We start from the raw sequence: 24484 nt of genomic DNA on the forward strand, positions 1-24484 counted from the left end.
ACATAACTACCACGCTTAGTGCCCTTTGAGCCACGCGCAACCTTGGCGGTTTTTTGTTGTCTTTTTTATGGCGCCTTTAGTAGCGATTTGGGCTACAATCGATAAAACCAAACAAGCAATCAAACAAACGCTATGTCTAAAGTAGGCAGATATGACTAATCCAATCTCTAATATTAGCGCCAGTGCAAGTATCAACTTTGCCGAAGAATTCAGCTCAAAAATTCCTGCCTTAACCTTGCTTACTACATTGGGCTATGAGTTTATTTCGCCAAGTCAATGCAGTGCCATGCGCTCAAAAGTGGTTTCGAATAAGGCCACTGATCAAGTGGTATTATTGCCCATCATGCGTGCGTTTTTAGCAAAGCAAACCTTTACGTTTGAAGGCAAGCCGCATCCTTTATCAGATAGTGCCATTGATAAGGTCATGCACACGCTCACCCCAGCGATGAACTTAGGCTTACAGGCAGCAAACGAGGCACTATATAATGCTATACTATACGGCGTGACCGTGACTGAGTTTATCGATGGTAAAAAAACCTCACAGACTATCGCTCTGATAGATTGGAATAACATCGACAATAATAGCTTTCACGTTACCGAAGAGCTGGTAGTACTCAATAGTGAGGGTGCGAGTAGTCGTAGACCTGATATCGTCTGCTTTGTGAATGGTCTACCGCTGGCAGTGATCGAAGCCAAACGCCCTGACTCCAGTAGAGAGTGGCAATCTACCAATGCCCAAGCGGTGTCCCAGCATATTCGCAATCAAAAGCCGAAAGAAATCCCGCATCTATTTGCCTATAGCCAGCTATTACTGGCGGTCAATGGTAATGATGGTCTGTATGCCACCTGCGGTACGCCTGAGAAGTTTTGGGCAAAATGGGTCGAAGAAGAAATCTCTGAGCCTGAGTTTGCCTGTCTAAAAAACCAAGCACTCAGTCCTAAGCAAATTGAGAATTTGTTTGGTGATCGTCCTACCTCTATCAACGAGGAATATCAGTCATTAGTTGATGGCGGTGATCTAGTTGTCACTGACCAAGACCGCTTAATCATCAGTCTTTTGCAGCCCCAGCGTCTACTTGAGATGACGCGCATGTTTACCTTGTTTGACAAAAAGGCTGGCAAAATTGTTGCTCGTTATCAGCAAGTCTTTGGTATCAAAGCTTTGATTGAACGTATCAGTAGTTTCGATGAAAAGGGCAGTCGTGAGGGCGGTGTCATTTGGCATACTACAGGTAGTGGTAAGTCCTTTACGATGGTTTTTTTCTCTAAAGCGCTTATTTGGTTAGAGGAGCTAGCGAAGTGCCGCGTTATTGTTGTCACCGACCGTGTCGATCTTGAAACTCAGCTTAGTCAAACCTTTGCTTCTGGTGGCGTATTATCCGATCGCGATAAATCCGATGCCATGGCAATCTCTGGTCGCCGTCTAGCTGAGCAAATCGGTCACGGTAACGAGCGTGTTATCTTCTCTATTATTAATAAGTTTGGCTCGGCCGTTAAATACGATGAGTGCTATAACGACAGCCCAAACATCATCGTTATGGTCGATGAAGGTCACCGTAGCCAAAATGGTGAGAATAATATCCGTATGGCGCAAGCCCTGCCAAACGCTGCTTTTATTGCCTTTACGGGTACGCCATTGCTTAAGGATGATAAGACCGAAAACAAATTCGGTAGCATCATTCACTCTTATACCATGCAGCAAGCGGTCAAAGATAAAACGGTCACGCCACTGTTATACGAAGAGCGTATCCCTGAGCTGAATACCAATGACCAAGCCATCGATAGCTGGTTTGACCGTATTACCCAAAAGCTCACCGATGATCAAAAGACTGACCTCAAACGTAAGTTCTCCCAAAAAGGTCAAATCTATCAGGTTGAAGGTCGTATTGAGCTGATCGCTCATGACATCTCTGATCACTTCCAAAACTTTAAACAGCAGCATTTAAAAGGCCAGTTGGCTTGTGACTCTAAAGCCTCAGCTATCCGCTATAAGATGGCATTAGATAAGATTGGCAAAGTGACCTCAGTGGTTGCCATGTCGCCACCTGATACTCGTGAGGGGCATGACACTGTTGATGGTGAATCAAAAGACATCGTTCAGAATTGGTGGCAAGCCAATGTTGCCAAAGAGTATGGCGGTGATGAAAAGGCTTATACCAAAGCTATCATAGAAGCTTTTAGTCAGGATGATGGTCCTGACATTATGATCGTTGTCGATAAGCTACTAACGGGCTTTGATGAGCCAAAAAACACCGTACTGTATATCGATAAGCCCTTAAAGCAGCACAACCTGATTCAGGCGATTGCACGGGTAAACCGCTTGCACGAGAAGAAACGCTTTGGTTATCTGATTGATTATCGTGGCATTTTAAAAGAGCTGGATGTTACCATTGAGAAATATCAAGACTTAGCAGAACGTACGCAAGGTGGCTTTGATATCAAAGATCTTAAGGGTCTGTATAACGCGATGGATACCGAGTATAAGCAGCTACCCAGACTGCATAGCGAGCTGTGGGCGATATTCTCATCAGTGAAGAATAAACAGGATGGGCAAGCGTTAAGACAAGTGCTTGCGCCAAAGATGCAGGAAATAGAGGGCAGGGTAGTCGATACTAAGCTTAAAGAGCGTGACGACTTTTATGCAGCTTTAACCACATTTTCTAACGCTATGAAAATTGCGCTGCAATCGGCGTCTTTCTTTGAAGACAAATCATTCGATAACAAACGTGATCGCTACAAAGCCGATCTAAAAGCCTTTGTTAATCTACGTAAGCAAGTGCGCGAGGATGCTGATGAAACCATCGATTACGATGAGTATGAAGCGGACATTCGCAGCTTACTTGATAAGCACATCGCTGGACTTGAGGTTCGTGAGGCAAAAGGTGCTTATTTGGTTGGTAACTTAGGTAAGGATGTTAAGCCTGAAGAATTAAGCGATGATGAAGCCCGTAACCAAACCGATAAAATCACTGGTCGTGTTACTAAGATGATTGAGCAGGATTTGGCTGATGACCCTTATGCCCAAGAGTATTTTTCAAAATTACTTAAGCAAGCAATTGCTGATGCTAAAGCCATGTTCGATGCGCCCGTAAAGCAGTACATGATGTTTGCTGACTTTGAGCAAGCCGTCAAAGACCGTGATGTCGCTGATGTACCAAATGCGTTTGTCGATGATAGTGGTAAATTAAACAAACATGCTCAGGCGTATTTTGGTCTGTTTAAGCACTTATTTGATACTGATTTCTTGATAGATAAAGAGTTAGATAACGACAAGCTAGTCGCTTACGCCTTTGAGATTGATAAGATCGTTAAGACAGCAGTGGCTGAGTATTCTATTAACCCAGCAGAAATTGAAAATGCTATTAGTGTCAAATTGCTGCCGATGTTATTTATGGATTTGGGTATCGATAAAGCGCAACAGCTCATTGAGGAAGTGCTAAAGATTACCCGTCTTGGACTTTCAAGAGACAAGTAGCATAAGAGTAGCAAGAGGGTAATAGGCAATGACTGAGAATGGCGTATTTTATTATGGTCAAGATAAGATTGATTATGAAGTCGTGCGTAAAGAAGTAACTTATAAAGAAAAGATAAACCAGACTGAAAGCGACAAGCTGATTGCTAAAAAGACCAAACCTCGAAAAGTAGTTATCAAAGTGCATCCTGATCAGCGTGTGGTCGCCACCGCACCTAACGATGCTACCGATGAGGTGATACACGATGCACTCATGAAACGTGCTCGCTGGATATGGCAAAGCCTACAGGACTTTGCCAAGCAACAAGATCATGTATTACCTAAGCGTTATGTCAGTGGCGAAACTCAGTTTTATCTCGGTCGTCGCTACGTGTTAAAAGTGATAGCCGATGCAGAAACTGCCAACGTAACAAACAGCACTGTGAAGCTCAGTCGTGGTAATCTGAACGTAGAATTGTCTCAAAGTGATTCTAAGCTAAGTATTGAAGAACGAACTGCTATCGTCAAAAGCCTAATTGATGAATGGTATAAGAATAAAGCCAAGCTTATCTTTATAGAACGCCTGGAGGTGGTATTACCTAAAGCAGCGTGGGTAACTGATACGCCAGCTTTCAGACTGTTAGTTATGAAGAAGCAATGGGGTAGCTGCTCTACTAAAGGCAATCTAATACTTAATCCGCACTTAGTAAAAGCACCTAAAGAATGCATTGATTATGTAATATTACATGAGCTGTGTCATATTGCTGAGCATAATCATAGTGAGCACTTTTGGCGCTTATTAACGCAGGTAATGCCAAACTGGAAAGAAGTGAAAGCTAGGCTTGATGGTATGGCTGAGCTTTATCTGAATGAGTGAATCATAACACCTTTATCATAATTAGCAAAAAAAACACCTTCAAAAAAGTAGCTAGCTATCAACTAAAACAACCCGCATCAGGCGGGTTATTTTAAGTTCAGTTCTGAGAAACTTTTTAACTATGGCGTACCTGCATGCCCCACTTTCACTTGCACAGCTAACATACGTCCTTTGGTTTCTGCCTTGCGAGAGGCCTCATCCCAGTCTGGCGCCGCGCACATAAATAATGTCTTACCATCATGTCCACCAAGAGTAACCGCAAAGATACCATCAGGTGCAGTATCGATAGTTTCTAAAATTTCACCACCCTCTGCTATGCGTACCGCTCGCTGGTTTATGGTATCTGCGATCCACACAGCACCCTCGGCATCCAAGGCCAAACCATCAGGTAATATGCTGGCATTTTCTATACGTAGACCCAGATTTGGCTCATCACCTAATTCTCCAAAATTAGCAAAATCACGCTTGTCTCCGAGGCTACCATCTTCTTTGATATCAAACTGCGTAACTTTGTTGCCAAATAGCTCGTTAACGATCAATGTTTTCTGGTCTGCAGAGATAACCATACCATTTGGAAATGCTAATCCTTCAGCAACAACCTGTGAGCTGCCATCAGGCTTAACCAATACAAGCCCTGTGTTTTCATGGTCAGCGCCACCCATTAAATCAAAACCAAAGTTACCGACATAAGCATTACCATTGGCTGAAACTACCATGTCATTGGCATGACCATCGCAATGCTCCCAGATATCGGCGTGAACGACCAAGTTACCATCATTTTCTAGTCGCAAGACTTTGCGGTCTTTCATCGATACAACCAGCAAACGCCCATCAGGCAACCATCCTAAACCGGAAGGTTGCTGTTCAACATGAATGATTTTCTCTGCTACTCCTTCATCATTAACTCGATAAACGCCTTGAGTATAGAAATCGACAAACCATAGCGCATTTTGATACCAGCGAGGCCCTTCTAGATAGTGAAAGCCATCAACGGCAACTTCTAATTCATATTTCGACATAATCATCTTCCTTGATTGATAGACAAAATTATTTAAACAATATTTCTTATCATGCTATTTCTTCATATATTGCAGTGACTTCCTCTAAATTCATATCTTTGGGATTGGTCGCGATTAGTCGTGCATAGGTATTGATAACTATGTCAGCTAGAGCAGGAATATCGTTCTTTGTAATATCCAGTTCACTTAAACGGTATTTAAGACCACTGTTTTCCAAAAACATTTTTAGTTGACTAATAAATGAAGTCGCTGCGTCTAAATCTGTCATTCCAGCTGTTTGAGTAGGCATGACAGCACGAGCAAGCTCTGCGTATAGAGGAGCAGCTTCTGATAAGTTAAATGTAAAAACACCGCACATGACGAGTGCATTAGCATGTCCATGTGGAATGTGGAAGTTAATACTAAGAGGGTAGGAGAGCCCGTGAACAGCGGCTACAGAGGCATTGACGAAGGCGATGCCTGCTAACGTAGAACCTAACAGCATATCGGCACGAGCATCAATATCGTCACCTTGGTTTAACACTTTTTCAAAATTATTCCAAAGCATCAGTAAGCCTTTTAGGGCTAGTGCATCTGAAATAGGATTCTTTTTAGTGCGACTGGTATAGGCTTCAATACAATGCACCATGGCATCAAGCGCGGTTGCTGCAGTGATATGACGGGGTAATTTTAGTGTCAGTGTTGCATCTAAGATGGCGACATCAGGTAGGATTTTAGGAGTATAAATAGCCTTTTTACCGCCATCTTTTGCGGTAATCACGGAGACAAAGGTAGACTCTGCGCCTGTACCAGCAGTAGTCGGTATGGCAAATAGCGGCAGTTTTTTGAAACCGCTAATATCTTTATCCAAAATATCATTAACGGACTGGAAGTCGTTCGGATACAAGGCGACAATCTTTGCTGTATCAATAGAGCTGCCGCCACCTAAGCCAATGATCAAATCACATTGATTGTCTCTTGCACGCTCAATAGCGCTTTCAACAATTTCAATGGGCGGGTCTGCAACGACACTATCGAACACAACGACATCAACACCGGCTTCCTTTAAGGATTGCTGGGCGATATCGACATAGCCTAATTCGGAGATTCCAGCATCTGTAATAATGATGGCTGATGTTGCAGAATATTGTTTCGCTAAGACCCCTAGCTTTTGGCGCATGCTGTCAGCTTCGCTGACAATATGACCGTTAGTATAAAATTCAATCCCTGTCATTCTGTTCTTCCTTGTATATATATACTCACTTGTTGAGATAAAACGATGCAAAAATAAGAGTGCTTTTATATCGATTAGACTCTTATAAGGCGTCAATGCTTTTCAAGAGTATTAGGTAACTACTTATCTTATTAACATGTTTACTTTCAATACATTTTTTACAAGAGCAGTGTGCAGTGAGCTGCAAAAAAAACGTATTAAAAAATTCTAGGTACCAGAAAAGCAAGCAATATCTGCATTTCTTAGCATACTCAACTAGCCGATGTTTGTAAGGTATTACATTATCACAAACGTTAGAGAATAGTCATTAAATGATTTGACAGATATCATTTTAGTTGCTAATTTCAGATGAATGTTTAGGCATACGTTAAGTATATATTGACCTAGTTATCTATAACTACTGCTAATGGCGTATCTAACTTACCTGTCAAATATTATACAAACATAAATTAAATTAATGAACTTATGACTACTATCAAAAGGAATTGATAATTAAATTAGCACCCATTTTTTCGATAAGTGTGCTAGCCGCGATGAGCCTTTTAGGTTGTTCAAACCAATCCAGTAATGGTACGACTTCCTCAGAAGAAGCCATTGTTTTACGTTTCTCACATTTCTATCCTGCAACATCTGATATTAATAAAGAAATTTTTGAACCTTGGGCAAAGAAAGTCGAATCTGATTCGGGCGGGCGTCTTCAAGTTGAGGTATATCCTTCGGCCACTATTAGTAAAGCGGATACAGCTTATGAGTCTGCTGTAAAAGGAACCATTGATATTGGCTCACAAGTACAAGGTTATACAAGTGGTCGATTCCCACTATCTCAGATTGCAGAGCTTCCAGGGTTATCTAACTCATCAACACAAACAGGCTGTATGCTGCAAACCTTATATGACAATGGTACGATTGCTAACGAGTATGAAGATTCACACTTGCTCTTTATGTTTGCCACAGGACCTGGAACCTTGCACAGTACTAACAAATTGATCGGAACTCCTGAGGATATGAGAGGTATGCGTATTCGTAGGCCCTCAGCAGTTGCAGGTGACATCATCGAGAGTATGGGAGCTTCTCCTGTTGGGCTACCTGCCAATGATATATATACTTCTTTACAGCGTGGTGTCGTTGATGGATTAAGCTTTCCATGGGAAGCCATGGAGACTTTTAAACTAAATGAGTTGACGAAGTATCATACCAATATGCCATTTTATAGTTCTGCTTTAATGGTAACTATGAATAAAGATAAGTATGAAGGCCTTCCAGAGGACTTGAAACAAGTTATTGATGACAATTCAGGTATGGCGCTTAGCAAAAAAGTAGGGGCTATGTGGGATAAGACTTATTAAACGCAGTTACAAGCAGCTATCGACCAAGGAGACGAAATTGTCGATATCTTAGACCCACTCAATGACCCAGACTGGAAAGGCCCACTTGAAAAAGGTACAAAGAAATATCTTGATGATGTAGAGTCTTTAGGACTAGATGCTTACGGGGTCTATGATAAGGCTAAAGAAGCTAGTGTGGCCTGTAAAGTGTAATCTTATAAAATTTTTAGCTAAAATATGGCTGAACTGACTAAACTGAAAAAGCCCCAACTTTAAGCTGAGGCTTTTTTGTTTTTCTGATTCTAACTATTTTGAGATTTACCTACCTATGACAAGCTGTCCACCAGAAAAGCTAATACACCCCTCACAAAACCAAGAGTTCAATCTCCTTGCATGAGGAATATCTGCTGGGACATCTAATTGATAGGGACGACCACAGTACTCACAGTGTACGTCATCTAAATACACCTGACATTTTGCAAGTGTAGCAAATAAAACATCAGTCTCCGTGTTGTGTTCATAACAAAGCAGTTCTAAATGCGCTATATAATCACTGGGCGACACATAGGACCAATACTCATGGCACAGACGCTTTGCTTTATCCTCCAGAGCTGAATCAAAGACGAAGTTCATACTCATAACACCCTCCTTAGTATCCATAGCCAATTTGAGGTAGTAGCTCGTAAAGCTCACTCTGTAGCTGACTACACATATCATCAACGACATAGTCAGGATTGGCATCTAAGCGCGTCTGAACCCATGTGCGCAGCGCCATATGATTATCAAAGCAGCTATCAATACTCAGGAACCTAGCCAAACCAGTACCTGACTGAATACAGAGCTCACAAATGAGATAGTTAGCAATATTATCTGCGCCATTACTGACATAGCCACTAGGTTTAAACGTCGCATGCAGCTTATCGTAATCAATCATTTTCATTGTGAGGCCCCTTATCGGTAGATACCTGAGCAATCTGACTGCGATTGACTAATGCTTCAAATGCACTACCATCCTGCCGAGTCATATTCGGTACGTAACGGCTATAAGTATTAAACAGCATCTTAGTCGTAGCGTGCCCCATTTGACTGGCAATCCATTCAGGACTTTCGCCAGCAGCCAACCATAGCGTTGCTGCGGTATGACGAGTCTGATAAGCATTGCGCTTCTTCAGACCTAAAATCTTAAGAGTAGGGTGCCAAACACGTTTATTCACGTTGTTGTAATCAAGTGGCTCACCCGTATGCGCACAAAACACATAATCAGATCGCTTATAAGTGATGGCCTGCTGTTCCTTCAGAGCATCGTAGACCCAAGGTGACATTTGAATCGCACGGTAAGACTCTTGAGTCTTAGGAGGAACAATTTTGCCTTTAACATAAGCTTGTTTGATCACAATCTCACGTCGATTAAAGTCAATGTTCTCCCACGTTAACCCATCAATCTCACTAGTACGCATACCTGTAAAAAAACGTACCAGATAATAATTGCGATAGTCTGTTCTCACACCATTAATAAACGTCCAAACCTCATTTAGTGTGAATGGTTGGATATCCGTTTTAGGTTGCTTGAGCGCATTGATATCGTAGTAAGGATTATCAAACTTATAGCGTTTCGCTGCTTCTTTTAGTATCATACCTAAAGGTACCATTATCGAATTGATGCGTGCCGCTGACAGATGTTTGTTAGCTTTTCCGTACGTTACTTTGGCGAGCGATGAACGGAAGGCTAATACATCTGTCTTTTTTATGAGATGAATGGGCTTAGTCCCAAACTTAGCAATCAAGTACATATCAATAATCTCCTTTATTTTGCGCTTGTAAGTATCACGCCATTCAATTTCTTTTTCAGAAAACCATAATTTTGCAAACTGTTCAAAAGAGGGTGTATCGGTACTAATGCATTCCTTGCGGTCGTTTAACGCTACCATCTGTGCCGCTTTATCACTTTTTGGAAAGTACTTAGCGTAGTTGAACAGTCCTAAGATGATTTCTGCTTCCATTTTCTCAGCCACCTTCTCAAGCTTCTTGCGATTCACTGGTGTGTCTGTCAGGTTTGTCCTCTCCCGACAACGTATACCCATATAATAAAAATCGACAAATAGCATATTGCTTCCTTTGCGCTTTCTAATACTAGCCATTCTATCTCTCCTTATTGTAGTGCCATGCCGTTGATGCTACCGGCAATGCCAGTGCGCATATCTTTTTCAATCTCTTCCCAAATGTACAAAATCTTACGACCACCGAACGGGCGTATATAATGAATGCCTTCGATAAGCACACTATCCTTAAGCTCATTACGGATAGTACGAGGGTTATATTTAATGAGCTCAGAAAGCTCTTGGGTAGTTAGGTAGGTATGTGACATAATAAATTCCTTGTAAGCCAATTAAATAACTAGGTTATTTTATCGAGATAAAAAATAACTTTATGAAAGTAATTTGTTATTCGATAGAAGTACTTTACTAGCTATCGTTAGTCAATGCAAGTACTTTTTTAGTCTATTAAGGAATTATTAATGATTTTATGTAATTTACCAGTGCTACTAGCTGAACGACGTATGAAGGTGGCAGATCTAATAAGGATGACAGGAATTAGCAAGTCGACCATGCACAAGATTTATAACGAACAGACTTCAAGAATAGATTTTGACACTATGGATAAAATTTGTGAGGCACTAGATATTGAAGTAGGTGATTTATTTACTTATGTACCTAACGAGTCGCTAGATAAAGAGAAGTAAATTAATTTTGAGAGTGCTTTAGATGATTTAGGGTAGAGGTCGAAAGTGCTACCCTGAAAGAAAGGCGAAATAAAGAGCGGGCACAGTTTGGGCACAATTTGGGCACACACGTTTTTTGGTGATGTTTGCTGAAAGTGAAAAAAGAGATAATTTGAATCGACGTATATTTTTCTTTTCCGCTAAAGCCCATATTTCACGGACAAAAAAAAGCCCCAATCTTAAGATTGGGGCTTTTCGAATCTGGTAGGCGTAATCGGATTCGAACCAACGACCTCTACCATGTCAAGGTAGCGCTCTAACCAACTGAGCTATACGCCTATTTAGGTTGAGCATTTTAGCAAGTTTCTCAGACTTTGCAAGCCTTTTCTATCACTATCTGCAGTTATTATCAAAATATTAGAGATTTTACCTTTATAGGGTTCTATATGTTCAGCATAAGGAACAGATAACATCTTAGATAAGCAATACATCTATAACCATACCAATCTTGCAACGAAGATTTGAGGAAGGACAATACAGAGATGTTAATATAAACGCTAAATAGCATAGCTAAGCGCAACTAAACGTTTTTTAATACAAATCAAAAAATATAAGGCAACGATATGGGTTTATTAGTCGATGGTAAATGGCAGGACAAGTGGTACGACACAGAAGGTAGTGGTGGTCGATTTGAGCGTGAAGATGCTGGTTTTAGAAGCTGGGTAACGGTCGATGGCAGTGCAGGACCAACAGGGGTGGGCGGATTCAAGGCTGAGACTGATCGTTATCATCTGTATGTGTCGTTGGCATGTCCTTGGGCACACCGCACACTCATCTATCGTAAGCTCAAAGGTTTGGAAGACATCATTCCGATATCTGTGGTTCATCCATATATGGGTGAGAATGGTTGGACTTTTGCAGAGGGCAGAGGCGTGATTGCCGACCCAGTGATTAATGCAGACTATGCCTATGAGCTTTATACCAAAGCAAAGTCAGACTATACAGGCCGTGTCACTATACCCATTTTATGGGACAAAAAAACAAATACGATCGTGAGTAATGAGTCATCAGAAATCATTCGCATGTTTAACTCTGCCTTTGATGACGTTGGTGCACTAGCAGGTGATTTTGTACCAGCAGAGCTATTGCAAGAAATTGATGATATCAATGCATTTGTTTACACTGCTATTAACAATGGAGTATACAAGGCTGGGTTTTCTACTACTCAAGAAGCTTATGAAGAGGCGGTGAATGAGCTGTTTTCAGCATTAGAGACACTTGAGACACGCCTTGCCCAGCAGCGCTATCTGATAGGTGACACCATTACCGAGGCTGATTGGCGACTGTTTACTACTTTGGTTCGTTTTGATGCCGTTTATGTTGGACATTTTAAATGCAACTTGCATCGTATCGTCGATTATCCAAACCTTTGGGGTTATCTACGTGATTTGTATCAGGTGCCAGGTGTTGCTGAGACCGTCAACATGGAACATATTAAGCAGCATTATTACACCAGTCATACCAATATAAACCCTACGCGTATTATCCCTGCTGGGCCTGTTATTGATTTTACGGCAGCGCATCATCGTGAATCCCTATAAATACATCTGACTCATAAGGGTGGTCAAAGGCTATCTGCTCTAGAATAGCACTGTTCTAGAAGAGTACCGTTCTAGAAGAGCACAAATATGAAAGCCCCAGATCCTACAAGGCAGCTGGGGCTTTTATGCTATAAAGGGCTGTTCAGCTCACACTACGCATTATTTAACTGACGGGCAGCTTCTAATGCAAAGTACGTCAAAATGCCATCTGCACCAGCACGGCGGAACCCAATCAAAGACTCCAAAATCACAGCATCACTGAGCCAGCCATTTTGGATAGCGGCCATATGCATGGCATATTCGCCTGAGACTTGATAGGCAAAGGTCGGTACGCCAAAGGTATCTTTGACTTCACGGATAAGGTCTAGATAAGGCTGACCTGGTTTGATCATGACCATATCCGCGCCTTCGTTGATATCCATGGCCACTTCATGCAATGCTTCTGCACGATTACCAAAGTCCATCTGGTATTGTTTTTTGTGCCCGCCTTTTAGGTTGCCCGCACTACCGACAGCATCGCGGAATGGACCATAGTAAGCAGACGCGTATTTGGCAGAGTAAGCCATAATAGCGGTATTAAAAAACCCTTCAGCTTCAAACGCATCACGCATGGCCTTGATACGGCCATCCATCATGTCGCTCGGAGAGATGATATCAGCGCCAGCACGCGCATGTACGAGGGCTTGTTTGACCAATACTTCAATAGTGGCATCATTGATGACGTAGCCGCTGTCATCAAGCAATCCGTCTTGACCGTGTGAAGTATAAGGGTCCAATGCCACATCAGTCATGACGACCATTTCTGGTACAGCATCTTTGACTGCTTTTATCGTACGTGCAGTCAGAGCGTTTTCGTCATAAGCGGCTCTACCGTCCGGTGTTTTCAAAGCGTTATCGATCACAGGGAAAAGATCGATGGTTGTCACACCTTCTGCTAACAATTCTTTGGCATAGTTAATTAGTAAATCAATTGATAAGCGTTCAACGCCCGGCATACTAGCGATGGTTTCGCGCTGGTTTTCGCCTTCTAATACAAATACAGGCGCAATAAAGTGCTTAGGGTGGAGTTCCACTTCACGAATCATTGAGCGTACATTATCGTTATAACGCAGACGACGTAAGCGAGTAGCAGGGTATTGACGGTTAAAGGTGTAGCTCATAATAGTTCCTTATGATTGTTCTAATAATTATCATGTTACATGGTTAAAATAATATCACTATAATCGGTATTTTATAGAATTGGCTTATCAAAATCTGTTCTTTATCAGTGGCTACAGATAAAAAGAGCTTATATAAAGTGAGCCTACTATAACCAAAAGATGTCAGTAAAAGCAAAAAGCCCCACCACGTTAAGTCGGTAGGGCTGATGGTACTTATCGACTGTCGATATGATGATAGTGCTGCATCATCACATTATGAGTATGTCATTTAAGGCTCAACGATTTGTGTGACAGGAACTTGCTCCACGCTATTGTTGTTAAAGCGAGTCTCTTCTGTGATCACACCCACCGCGGCATCTTTTTTGCCATCATCATTGACATCGACGATAGCTGTAGGATTAAAGGTAGTGGTTTCTGTCGTTTGCGCCTGCTTAATAGCGATAGCCTCTTGAGGAGAGGTTACACGTGCTGAGCTGGCGGCTTGTATGGCATCCGCAGCTTTGGCCTTTGCAGTATTGCTAGGCAGTGACGCTATTTGAGCTAAATTGGTGTATTGCGGTACAGGAATCACGGTCGGTACATCCAAGTTAGCACCGCCACCAAGTGCTTGGTATAACTCAACTTGACTAATGATTTTCTGTAGCTCTAAGTCCAATATTCCTTGCTGAGTAGAGAACAATGAGCGCTGTGCATCGAGCACATCTAGATAGTTATCAAGACCAGCTTTAAAACGGGCATCAGCAATCTGATAGGTCTGCTCAAAATTGTCTTGCAAGCGATACTGGGATTCGAGCTGCTCGCCAAGTGTGGCACGCGTAGCCAGTACATCTGACACTTCGCGGAAGGCGGTTTGAATAGAGTCTTCATAGCTTGCGAGAGTCTGATCACGCTCAATTTGCGCGACTTCATAATTTGCATCTAAAAGACCACCATCGAAGACAGGCACGCTGATATTAGGACCAAACGACCAACTAAAGCCACTATTGTCAAACAAGTCTCCCAAGTTATCGCTACGAAGACCGACGCTACTGGCCAAACTGATGGTTGGGAAATAAGCTGCACGTGCTACCGCTATATTTGCACCAGCCGCTTTAAGGTTGTATTCCGCTTGCAATACATCTGGACGATAGCGTAGCAAATCACTTGGCAGGCCTGCACTAAATATCTGTTGGCTGGTGATATTGCTAACGGCAGGCGTCGGGATAAGCTCATTTGGAATCGTCCCGCCCACTAAGTACTGTAAAGCATTACGCGACTGCAAAATACTACTCTGCGCACGTAGGACAGCGAGCTTAGCATTTTCAAGTGAGGCGCTGGCCTGTAGTGAGGGAAGCTTAGGATCGATACCGGCTTCAAAACGCTTACTGGCGATAAACAATGACTGCTCACGACTTTGCACCGTTGCTTCTGCCAGTTGTAGCTGTGCCAAGCTGTAGCTCAAATTAGCATAGCTTTGAGCAATGTTACTGATTAGACTGATCTGGGTAGCATCTGTGGCAGCAGTGGTCGCCAAAAAGCTTTGTAACGCTTGATCTTTTAGGCTGGATATTCTGCCCCAAAAATCTAACTCGTAGCTGGCAAGTCCTAGTTGTACCGTATAGTCACTACCTGGTCTACTACTGATATTGTTTTGAGCGCCACGCGAGTAGCCACCACTTGCGTTAATCGCTGGTAAGTTATTGATATCGGTTATTTGATATTGCGCGCGCGCGCGTTCAATTGCTAGGCGCGCACTTTCAAAGTTCTTGTTGTTATCAAGACCTAGAGCGATTAAGCCTTTTAGACGCTCATCGCTATAAAAGTTCTGCCAGCGTTGACCTGCCACACTTGCTTGCTCAGGGGTGCTGATCGTTTCTTTATCGAACGCACCATAAGCTTGTTCTATAGGAAGGTTTGGCTCTGCCAAAACAGGACTCATATCAGCTTTTGGAATCGTATTACAAGCGGCCATACTAATTGCTAAGGCGGTAAGGCCGAGCAAGCGACTGCTATTTTTACGTAAGCGCGACAGAGTTGGCTGTGCCACGGTAGCAGAAGCTGCCACCGCCACTGAGTTAGTAGTAAACATGTTGTGAGCACTCATTATCTGTTGTCTCCAAGACTTGCAGGCTGGCCTGCAGGCTGATAGTTATCAGCAGGCATTGGGGTATGCGAGTCAGGCGTACCGTTGCCATCGTCTCTATCGTTTGGTTTGTTGTTCTCATATTTATGCGGAAATGCACTACGCACCCAGATATAGAACATCGGAATAAAGAAGATACCTAGTAGTGTCGCAGTTATCACACCACCGACAACACTAGTACCGATCGCATTCTGACTGCCCGAACCTGGACCGCTCGCCAAGAATAATGGCACAACACCGAGACCAAAGGCAAGCGAGGTCATAATAATCGGGCGCAGACGTTGACGTGCTGCTGTCATGACCGCTTCTCTTAGACTGTAGCCTTCCTCTTGGTGTTCTTTGGCAAATTCAATAATCAAAATAGCGTTCTTGGCGGATAGACCAACGACCGTGAGTAGACCCACCTGCAAGTAAATATCGTTGGCAAAACCGCGTAGCCACGTAAAGATTACGGCTCCTAAGACCCCAAGTGGTATGACCAATAGGACTGAGACAGGAATAGACCAGCTCTCATACAATGCCGCCAAGCATAAGAATACCACTAGGATTGAAAGCGCATACAGCATAGGTGCCTGTGCACCTGACTTCTGCTCTTCCAATGACATACCAGTCCACTCATAACTGATACCTTCAGGCAGCTGTTCTATCATTGCCTCCATCGAGCTCATTGCCTCACCAGTGCTGAGTCCTGGTGCTGCACTACCTTGGATGTTCATTGACGGTAGGCTGTTGTAGCGAGTCAGACGCGGTGAGCCTGATTGCCATTCACTATTAGAGAAGGCATCGAACGAAATCATATCGTTCATGTCGTTTCGTACATACCATTTGCCGATGTCATCAGGGTTGGTACGGCTGCTCGCTTCACCTTGGACATACACACGCTTAATACGACCACGGTCGATAAAATCGTTGACGTAGCTTGAGCCCCACGCAGTAGAGATAACACTGTTAATACTACTCAATGACAAGCCATAAGCTGCGGCCTGTTCTTGATTGATATTGACTTTTAATTGCGGTGAGTCTTCTTGACCATTAGGACGTACGCCTGAGACTTGGTCATTCTGCGCGGCCATACCTAAGAGCATATTACGGGCTTCAAGCAGCCCCTCATGTCCCAAGTTACTACTATCTTGGAGCATCAAGTCAAAACCACTGGCATTACCAAGCTCAGTGATGGCTGGTGGTACAATGGCAAATACTTGTGCTTCATTTAACTGAGTGAAGAAATATCCCATTGCTCGACCAGCAACTGCCTGTGCGGTGTTTTCATCGCCAGAGCGTTCCTCCCAATCTGACAAACGAACAAATGCCAGACCCATGTTTTGACCTTGACCTGCAAAACTAAAACCAGCAATGGTAAACACAGACTCGATATTGTCAGTCTCTTGGGTATCATAATAGGTTCTGACTTTATCCAGTACGTCTTGCGTCTCATCCAGCGTCGACCCAGCAGGGAGCTGAACCAAGGTAAACATAATACCTTGATCTTCTTCTGGTAAGAATGAGCCAGGAATACGCAAGAACACAACTGCCATGATACCGATGATAGCGGCATAGCCAATCATATAAAGCCATTTAAAACGAATGCTTTTACCGACGAAGTTTTCGTAAGAGCGGCTAAGTTTAAAGAAGCCACGATTGAACCAACCAAAGAAACCTTTTTGCGTCTCAGTACTGCTTTTGTCGTGGCTCTTACCACGTTTGAGCAGTGTCACACATAGGGCAGGGGTGAATATCAGTGCCACCATGGCAGAGAGCACCATGCTCGTAATCAGTGTGATAGAGAACTGACGATAGATCACACCAGTTGAACCGCCAAAGAAGGCCATCGGTACGAATACTGCGGACAAAATAAGCGCAATACCAATAACGATCTTGCTGATTTCACCCATAGACTGGGTAGTCGCATCTTTGATAGAGATGTGAGGATCTTCTTCTAATATACGCTCGACGTTCTCTACGACGACGATCGCATCATCGACCAGTAGACCGATGGAGAGTACCATAGCAAACATGGTCAACACGTTGATACTAAAGCCTGCAACGTAGAGTACCGCAAACGTACCCAATAGAACGACAGGTACCGCAAGTGTTGGGATAATCGTTGCACGCCAGTTCTGTAGAAAGATGAACATGACGATGAATACTAAGACAATAGCTTCAATAAGTGTATGTACGACTTGCTCGATAGAGAGCTTCACGAATGGAGTTGTGTCATAAGGTACAACTGACGCCAGTCCCGTTGGGAAGTTTTTCTCAAGCTCAGTCATACGTGCGCTGACCGCTTCGCGAGTTTCTAGTGCGTTGGCACCGCCAGCAAGTGAGATACCCAGACCTGCAGCCTCTTGTCCATTATATTGCGATAAAACACTATAGTTTTCACTACCGATTTCGACATCGGCGACGTCACCCAAACGCACCTGAGCACCAGACGTGTCTGTTTTTAACAGAATGTTTTGGAACTCTTCAGGCGTTTGTAGATAACTTTGGACAGTCACTGTTGCATTGATGACCTGTTGGTCTGCATCAGCAGGCGCTTGTCCTAACTGACCAGCAGATACCTGAGCGTTCTGCGCTTGTATCGCACTGACAACATCGGATGGCACCATGTTGTAGCTACGCAGGCGTGAAGGGTCAAGCCAAACACGCATCGCATAAGTAGAACCGAAGACCTGAACCTCACCAACCCCTTCAACACGACTGATCGAGTCGAGGACATTGGAGTTAATATAATCGGCAATATCGCTACGATCCATGCTGCCGTCTTCAGAAATAAATGCCTGCACCATCATAAAGCTGCTAGATGATTTATTGACGTTGACGCCTTGTCGCTGTACCGATTCAGGTAGGGCGCTCATCGCAGCCTGTAGTTTATTCTGTACCTGCACCTGAGCAGTATCAGAATCAGTACCGTTTTCAAATGTTAGCGTCACTGAGGCACTACCATTTGATGAGCTCGATGACGACATGTACATGAGGCCATCTAGGCCTTTCATACGTTGTTCAATAACCTGTACTACGGAGTTTTCAACAGTTTGCGCATTAGCACCCGGATAGCTTGCACTGACCGAAATCGTCGGTGGTGCAATACGTGGATACTGTTCAATCGGTAGGTTGAGAACCGATAACACCCCGATGAGCATGACCAAAATAGCCAGCACCCAAGCAAAGATAGGGCGATTAATAAAAAAACGTGACATAGTATATCCCTAAGTCTTCTTGTCTCTGAATGGAATTAGTTAGCAGCAGCTTCTGTTGATGTCTCACTACTAGAAGCGGCAGTGCTAGCTGGCTTTTTATCCATCGTTTTTGCCGCTTGCTGCGGCGTTTTGGCATTAGGCGCGTTTTGTGCAGCTGGCGCAGGATTTGCGCTCTCTAAGGGCTTAGCAACCACTTCTTGCTCAGGTTTTACCTTAGCACCGCCAATCACAACCACTTTGTCACCTACTTGCAAGCCGTCAGTGACAACCCATTGACCATCATAAGTACCATTGATAGTGACGGGACGTACTTGTATCTTGTTGTTTTCATCAACAATATACACCTGCGTCTCACTCTTAGGCGTACGCGTGACCGCGCTCTGAGGGACCAAAGTGGCATTGGTAATGACGCTCTGTGTTAGACGCGCTGTGACATACATACCGGGTAGCAATATATTGTTGCTGTTCGGGAAGATTGCACGTAAAGTGACCGCGCCTGTTGATTCATCAACTTTGGCCTCAGACAAAGCAAGCTTACCGCGTACTGGATAGACTGAACCGTCCTCTAGTACTAATTCAACCGAGTTCATACCCGCTTGAGCAGAGCCGTCTGCTATTTGCTGACGCAGCTTGAGTAGCTCAGAAGAAGACTGGCTGATGTCGACATAGATAGGGTCTAAGCGCGAGATCGTAACTAAAGGATCCGCTTGACCGGCGCTCACTAACGTACCAGCAGTCACGCTTGAGCGATCAGTACGACCGGTAAGAGGGGCGCGTACGATAGTACGGTTCAAATCCAACGTGCTTGCATCGAGACCAGCTTGGGCAGTTTGGATACCAGCTTTTGCGCTTTCGATACCAGCTTGGGTCTGTCCGACAGCCGCCGCCGCACTTTGTACAGCAGCTTGTGCAGTACGTACCGCTGTTTGTGCTTGCTCATACTGCTGCTGTGAGATGGCATTGATACTGACAAGACCTTGCAGGCGTTGTAGATCGTTTTGTGCTTGTGCCAATGACGCTTGGCGGCTCACCAGTTCAGCTTTTGCATTAGCATTGTTTGCTACAGCAGTTTGATAGTTGGCCTGTGATTGTTGTACGGCTGCTTGACCACTGCTGACAGACGACGCATAGTTATCGGTGTTAATGCGATACAGTGGCTGACCTTTTTTGACATTGCTTCCTTCACGGAACAACACTTCATCAATGACCCCATTGACCTGTGGGCGAACATCGGCAGTTTGGTAGGCGGCAGTACGTCCAGAAAAAGTCTGTACCTGTGGAATGGTATCGAACGTAACGGTTTGAACGTTGACAACCGCAGGCGGCATTTGCTGTTGTGCCGCTTGTTCGCCAGCAGCGTCGTCGCTTTTGTCACAGCCGACCAGTACAGCTCCAGATAGTACAGATGCTATTACAAGCGCAAGAGTAGAGTGCTTCATCAATGTCCTCGGCAATATATATAAATAATGACAGTATAAAAATTAAACAATAAATGTTGGCGTATGAGATATAAAGTGTTTACTAATCCTGCAAGTCTATTCCATCGCTATCGACCCAGCCTTTGATGATACTTATTAATTGAAAACTCACTAGTAGGACATCTGATAGTGAGAAACATAAAGTAGGGTTTTGGCGGATTTGGCATCAAAAATGTAGACAGATTACAAAGTGGACTAGTAAATTTAATGGGTTATTATAAACTATTGGGGTAACCCCACAGTCAAGTGATTTATAAAAGAGGCAGAGGCGAAAAGTAGTAATATTACGTTTTATGAATAAACAAAATGGCGCTATAGTAAGCGTCACATTAGCTAACAGCTAATAGTCTGATATACAACCCGACACCAAAACATAATGTAATTTTTTGTTATAATTGTAAAGCCATATGAGCACTAGGGTATTTAAGACCCCAAAAACCATGTTTGTACTCAAAATAGAAAATTTAGCAACCCTTAATTACCGCTCAGAAAACTGTCGTCAATATGCCTTTATCTAACATCATATCTTTATCTAACATCATTTAACCATCAAAACCCTTGTCATGATTATAGTACTGCAAGGAGTTATGAAACTTAAAGAAAGGTAACGATTTGGCTGATACCGTCGTTTTTGAGAGGGTAACTTTTGAGAGAGTCGTTTTGAATTATCGGCGTTACGTTAACCGACTGTTAAAGAAAGCGGCTAAAGCGTTAAGAGAAGAGTCGTCTTTATCAGCTGGCTGTTTTAACTGGCTGGTCTTTTTAGTTGGCTGAAAGTAAAGACGACTCAGATTTGATTATACTAGTCGTGCGCTAGCAAGCTCAGTCAATTGATACAGTCCTTGACGATACTGGTTGTCAGGTAACGTGCTAAGCGCTTGTTGGGCGAGTCTAGTCTCTTCTAAAGCACGCTGCTTACAATAATCTAATGAGCCTGATTGTCTTACTAACTCAATAAGCTGCTCGGCGTTTGGTGTTTTGCCAGTCTGTACAGCGATACGAAGCTGCTCGTAGCCTTCGGTATCACTGTCTTTTAGCAGCTCAAGTGCTTTGATAGTGGGTAGAGTAGGCTTGCCTTCTGCAAGGTCATCGCCCAAGTTTTTACCCATTACGTCACTGTCGCCACTATAGTCCAGCACATCATCAATAATTTGGAACGCATTACCAAAATGTTGTCCAAATGCGCCCAATGCGGTCATATATTCGGTTTTGTCTTGCAAAATAGCAGCGCCTTGGGTCGCCATCATAAACAGCCGTGAGGTTTTACCATCGATGATTCGTAAGTAATCCTCTTCTGTCGCCGCAGGGTTGTGCTGATGCTGTAGCTGTAATACCTCACCCTCGGCAATATCACAAGTCCCATCTGAAAATATCTGCAATAGGGGCAAGCTCTGAAAACCGACCAAAAGATTGAAAGCGCGTGCAATCAAATAATCACCGACCAACACCGCAGTGGCATTATCCCAAGTGGCATTTGCAGTTGGTTTGCCGCGGCGTTGTCCTGACTCATCGATCACGTCATCATGGACTAAAGTTGCCGTATGCAGCATCTCAGTAATGGCCGCTAAGTGCATGGCTTTTTCTGAGGGGTTATCATCAAACATACGAGCACATAAAAGCGTAATCAACGGGCGCATACGCTTGCCGCCAGCATTGATCACGTGTTGCGAGACACTCATCACTAGCTGTACTTTTGAATTTAGACTACCGAATACCTGCTTATCCATCACCTCAAAATCATTGGCGACGATACGTTGGATATCAGCATAGCTAGGCGTTGCTTGAGCAGTGGGTAGGGTATTATCTGTAGAGGTAATAGTCATAATAAATAGTCATATTAATAAGAATAAAGAGAGTTTTTATAACCTTGATGTCGTCCATCCATGGGTAAGGTATCGTTTGGCTTATAATAGCATAGCTGTCTGCGAAAATTGTGGGTTAAAGTAGATGACAGAAGAGGTCGGCATTACGCTACAAACGCATTACTGTATATAAAGAGTAGCTTGTAATTGATAAAAGGTATCGCATACTTGGATCATACAGTGGTTCACTTATTAAATGATGCTGTAGTCACATAATGGCTTGATAAAGGACTGTAAGTAACTGATTGTATAAGTTATAATAGCTCCCGTTAGGCTCAAACCATCGATCGAAATGATGACTTCTAGAGTCTGATTAGAATGGTCATCTACGGCGTTCTAATCATTTATAGAACTTGTCGTCACATAAGCGATGGTGATTTAGTGTAATCACCTTACAAAAACAAGAGGCGCGGCTTGCTTTTATGAGCAAAAAGCCGTAGAATCTTGCCTTTAATTTTTCCCTGTCGTGTTCGTCGTAAAAGCGTTGGTATAACATCAGCCACGGCACACGGGTTAAACGGAGTCATACAATGTACGCAGTAATTAAAACTGGTGGTAAACAGCACCGTGTAGTCGTCGATGAATTGCTTAAAGTTGAATTGCTAAAAGCAGAAAAAGGCGAAACAATCAAATTTGAAGACGTGTTGATGGTTGTTGACGGCGATAACGTCAAAATCGGTCAGCCTGTTGTTGATGGCGCTAGCGTAGAAGTTGAAGTTGTTGAGCATGGTCGCGGCGAAAAAATCCGTATCATCAAGCACAACCGCCGTAAGCATTACCACAAAGAGCAAGGTCACCGCCAATGGTACACCTTGTTAAAAATCAAAGCCATTAATGCCTAATTACCCATTTAGCAAACATTGCTAAATAGCGCACTAAATGCTTAAGAGTTGTCGCATAAGCGATAAGTCACATTAACAAGGAGATTTTCTCATGGCACATAAAAAAGCTGCCGGTTCGAGCCGTAACGGTCGTGATTCAAACCCAAAAATGCTAGGCGTAAAAATCTTTGGTGGCCAAGCTATCGTAGCTGGTAACATCATCGTTCGTCAACGTGGTACAGAATTCCACGCAGGCGAAGGCGTTGGCATGGGTCGTGATCATACTTTATTTGCACTAAATGACGGTGTTGTAAAGTTTGAGACCAAAGGTAAATTTAACCGTCGTTATGTTACGGTTGAAAACGCATAATTATCTATGTAGGTCATTTTGTTCTTTGAATAGAATGATCAGATAATTAAAAAAGCCCTTACTGCCTAATGGTAGTAGGGGCTTTTTGCGTTTGTAGAGTCCTATCAATCGATACAGAAACTATATACTCAAGAGTTGAGTCTTCACGAACTATCTATCATCAAACCGTCTCAATGGTCTGAAACTGTATCTGAGCTATTTTTTCAAAATAATACTCATAGCTAATGACGATAAAGACATATCTCACTGTGTAACTGTATTGGTTACAAGCGTGTATGGCAGGCGTAGTAATGATTGCAAATCACGACTAGGCGCGTAATAAAAAAAGTGGCACACTGTTGCCATTGCTGATTGATACCAGTTCGATACTGGCAAACATAAGCATTTTTAGAAAATAACAACTTCAATAAACTGTTTTATTTTAAGTAAATATTTTTAAAGCGATTATTTTTAGAACAACTATTTTTAAAGCAACTGTGCTTTTTTAGAGAGGATTTATGATGACTGTATCTACGAAACAAACGACCAAACAAAAAGTAATGAGTGGGGCTTTGGCAGGGGTGTTGATGACCTCACTTGGTATCGCAGCGCCAATGATGGCATTGACTCAGTCTGCTACAGCGGCACCTGCTGACAATATGACGGCAGCCAAACGCTTGAATAAGTTATTGACCAATACCAAAAGTATGACTGCGAATTTTAGCCAAACAACGAAAGGGGCTAGCAGCGGTACGTTTACAGGCTCTATGAGTGTCCAGCGTCCCAATAATTTCCGCTGGGAGACCAAGTCACCATCAGAGCAGCTGATCGTGGCCAACGGTAACTCTATGTGGATCTATGACAAAGATCTAGAACAAGCGACTAAGCAAAATGTCGACAGCCAAGTAGGCAATACGCCAGCACTTTTACTATCAGGTGATCCAAGCAAGATTGATCAGAACTTCAAGATCACTCAGCCATACAGCAACAAAAACTACTATGTGCTGTATCCAAAATCAGACAGCGCTAGCTTTAAGAGCCTATCAATGAGCTTTAGTGGTGGTAAACCTGTCATGATGGTACTAAACGATACTTTGGGTCAAACGACTTCTATCAAGTTCAGTGGTATCAAAATGAACCCTAGCATCGGTAGCAGCCAGTTTAAATTCAACCCGCCAAAAGGCGTTGATGTTATTAATCAATAAAGGCTAATTAATAAATACTGGCAGGTGAGAGGCTCAATAGGTTTCACCTCAGTATAAGATTAAACATCTAATAAAAAGGACA

At 43.1% G+C, this 24484-nt stretch carries 18 protein-coding genes, 1 tRNA gene and 1 pseudogene; 8 read left to right on the forward strand and 12 right to left on the reverse strand.

Annotation, left to right across the window (positions count from 1 at the left end; genetic code table 11):
* The first annotated feature begins 151 nt into the window (after positions 1-151).
* Positions 152-3475 (forward strand): type I restriction endonuclease subunit R, encoded by a 3324-nt coding sequence (locus AC5JP1_RS01085; protein ID WP_493842792.1) that lies wholly within the window; start codon positions 152-154, stop codon positions 3473-3475.
* Between the two features lie 28 nt (positions 3476-3503).
* Positions 3504-4328 (forward strand): M48 family metallopeptidase, encoded by an 825-nt coding sequence (locus tag AC5JP1_RS01090; RefSeq protein ID WP_493842793.1) that lies wholly within the window; start codon positions 3504-3506, stop codon positions 4326-4328.
* A 119-nt stretch (positions 4329-4447) separates the two neighbouring features.
* On the opposite strand, the gene AC5JP1_RS01095 is transcribed toward AC5JP1_RS01090, so the two are convergent.
* Positions 4448-5347: an SMP-30/gluconolactonase/LRE family protein gene (locus AC5JP1_RS01095; RefSeq protein ID WP_493842794.1), complete on the reverse strand. Its 900-nt coding sequence runs from the start codon at positions 5345-5347 to the stop codon at positions 4448-4450.
* Between the two features lie 49 nt (positions 5348-5396).
* A complete protein-coding gene (locus AC5JP1_RS01100; protein WP_493842795.1) occupies positions 5397-6560 on the reverse strand; it encodes an iron-containing alcohol dehydrogenase in 1164 nt (387 codons plus the stop codon).
* Positions 6561-7051: 491 nt separating this feature from the next.
* On the opposite strand from AC5JP1_RS01100, the pseudogene AC5JP1_RS01105 reads away from it, so the two are divergent.
* Positions 7052-8098: pseudogene (locus AC5JP1_RS01105) on the forward strand (TRAP transporter substrate-binding protein).
* Positions 8099-8203: 105 nt separating this feature from the next.
* Here the strand turns inward: AC5JP1_RS01105 and AC5JP1_RS01110 are convergent.
* Genes AC5JP1_RS01110 through AC5JP1_RS01125 form a run of 4 tightly spaced genes read right to left on the reverse strand, consistent with a single transcriptional unit; the run spans position 8204 to position 10250 of the window.
* Positions 8204-8524 carry a hypothetical protein gene (locus tag AC5JP1_RS01110; RefSeq protein ID WP_493842796.1) on the reverse strand — a complete coding sequence of 107 codons (321 nt, stop codon included), beginning with the start codon at positions 8522-8524 and terminating at the stop codon, positions 8204-8206.
* A gap of 10 nt (positions 8525-8534) precedes the next feature.
* The gene (locus tag AC5JP1_RS01115) at positions 8535-8825 is read right to left on the reverse strand and encodes a hypothetical protein (RefSeq protein WP_493842797.1); all 291 of its coding nucleotides are present in this window, start codon (positions 8823-8825) and stop codon (positions 8535-8537) included.
* Positions 8812-10023, reverse strand: coding sequence for an Arm DNA-binding domain-containing protein (locus AC5JP1_RS01120; RefSeq protein ID WP_493842798.1), 1212 nt, complete (start codon positions 10021-10023; stop codon positions 8812-8814). Before AC5JP1_RS01120 ends, AC5JP1_RS01115 begins: the two co-directional genes overlap by 14 nt.
* 11 nt (positions 10024-10034) lie before the next feature.
* Positions 10035-10250, reverse strand: a complete 216-nt coding sequence (locus AC5JP1_RS01125) for a hypothetical protein (RefSeq protein ID WP_493842799.1) — start codon at positions 10248-10250, stop codon at positions 10035-10037.
* Between the two features lie 150 nt (positions 10251-10400).
* On the opposite strand from AC5JP1_RS01125, the gene AC5JP1_RS01130 reads away from it, so the two are divergent.
* Positions 10401-10625, forward strand: coding sequence for a helix-turn-helix domain-containing protein (locus tag AC5JP1_RS01130; protein ID WP_062845094.1), 225 nt, complete (start codon positions 10401-10403; stop codon positions 10623-10625).
* A 241-nt stretch (positions 10626-10866) separates the two neighbouring features.
* On the opposite strand, the gene AC5JP1_RS01135 is transcribed toward AC5JP1_RS01130, so the two are convergent.
* Positions 10867-10943, reverse strand: a tRNA-Val gene (locus AC5JP1_RS01135).
* 284 nt (positions 10944-11227) lie between these two features.
* Between AC5JP1_RS01135 and AC5JP1_RS01140 the strand changes: the two genes are divergently transcribed.
* Positions 11228-12205: a glutathione S-transferase family protein gene (locus AC5JP1_RS01140; RefSeq protein WP_493842800.1), complete on the forward strand. Its 978-nt coding sequence runs from the start codon at positions 11228-11230 to the stop codon at positions 12203-12205.
* 152 nt (positions 12206-12357) lie between these two features.
* On the opposite strand, the gene hemB is transcribed toward AC5JP1_RS01140, so the two are convergent.
* From hemB to AC5JP1_RS01165, 5 genes are all read right to left on the reverse strand, one after another.
* Positions 12358-13365: a porphobilinogen synthase gene (gene hemB / locus AC5JP1_RS01145; protein WP_493842801.1), complete on the reverse strand. Its 1008-nt coding sequence runs from the start codon at positions 13363-13365 to the stop codon at positions 12358-12360.
* 268 nt (positions 13366-13633) lie between these two features.
* Positions 13634-15448 carry an efflux transporter outer membrane subunit gene (locus AC5JP1_RS01150; protein ID WP_493842802.1) on the reverse strand — a complete coding sequence of 605 codons (1815 nt, stop codon included), beginning with the start codon at positions 15446-15448 and terminating at the stop codon, positions 13634-13636.
* On the reverse strand, positions 15448-18687 hold the full coding sequence (locus AC5JP1_RS01155) for an efflux RND transporter permease subunit (RefSeq protein WP_493842803.1): 3240 nt from the start codon (positions 18685-18687) through the stop codon (positions 15448-15450). The genes AC5JP1_RS01150 and AC5JP1_RS01155 overlap by 1 nt, the downstream gene beginning before the upstream one ends.
* Before the next feature lie 35 nt (positions 18688-18722).
* Positions 18723-20126, reverse strand: a complete 1404-nt coding sequence (locus AC5JP1_RS01160) for an efflux RND transporter periplasmic adaptor subunit (protein ID WP_493842804.1) — start codon at positions 20124-20126, stop codon at positions 18723-18725.
* Between the two features lie 836 nt (positions 20127-20962).
* Positions 20963-21988 (reverse strand): polyprenyl synthetase family protein, encoded by a 1026-nt coding sequence (locus AC5JP1_RS01165; RefSeq protein ID WP_319050654.1) that lies wholly within the window; start codon positions 21986-21988, stop codon positions 20963-20965.
* 569 nt (positions 21989-22557) lie between these two features.
* Between AC5JP1_RS01165 and rplU the strand changes: the two genes are divergently transcribed.
* The 3 genes from rplU (at position 22558) to lolA (ending at position 24402) form a co-directional block, all read left to right on the forward strand.
* Positions 22558-22869 (forward strand): 50S ribosomal protein L21, encoded by a 312-nt coding sequence (gene rplU / locus AC5JP1_RS01170; RefSeq protein ID WP_057761012.1) that lies wholly within the window; start codon positions 22558-22560, stop codon positions 22867-22869.
* A gap of 91 nt (positions 22870-22960) precedes the next feature.
* The gene (gene rpmA / locus AC5JP1_RS01175) at positions 22961-23218 is read left to right on the forward strand and encodes a 50S ribosomal protein L27 (protein ID WP_319050653.1); all 258 of its coding nucleotides are present in this window, start codon (positions 22961-22963) and stop codon (positions 23216-23218) included.
* A 539-nt stretch (positions 23219-23757) separates the two neighbouring features.
* The gene (gene lolA, locus AC5JP1_RS01180; RefSeq protein ID WP_493844410.1) at positions 23758-24402 is read left to right on the forward strand and encodes an outer membrane lipoprotein periplasmic chaperone LolA; all 645 of its coding nucleotides are present in this window, start codon (positions 23758-23760) and stop codon (positions 24400-24402) included.
* The last annotated feature ends 82 nt before the right edge of the window (positions 24403-24484 follow it).

Source organism: Psychrobacter sp. H29 (genome assembly GCF_059073055.1).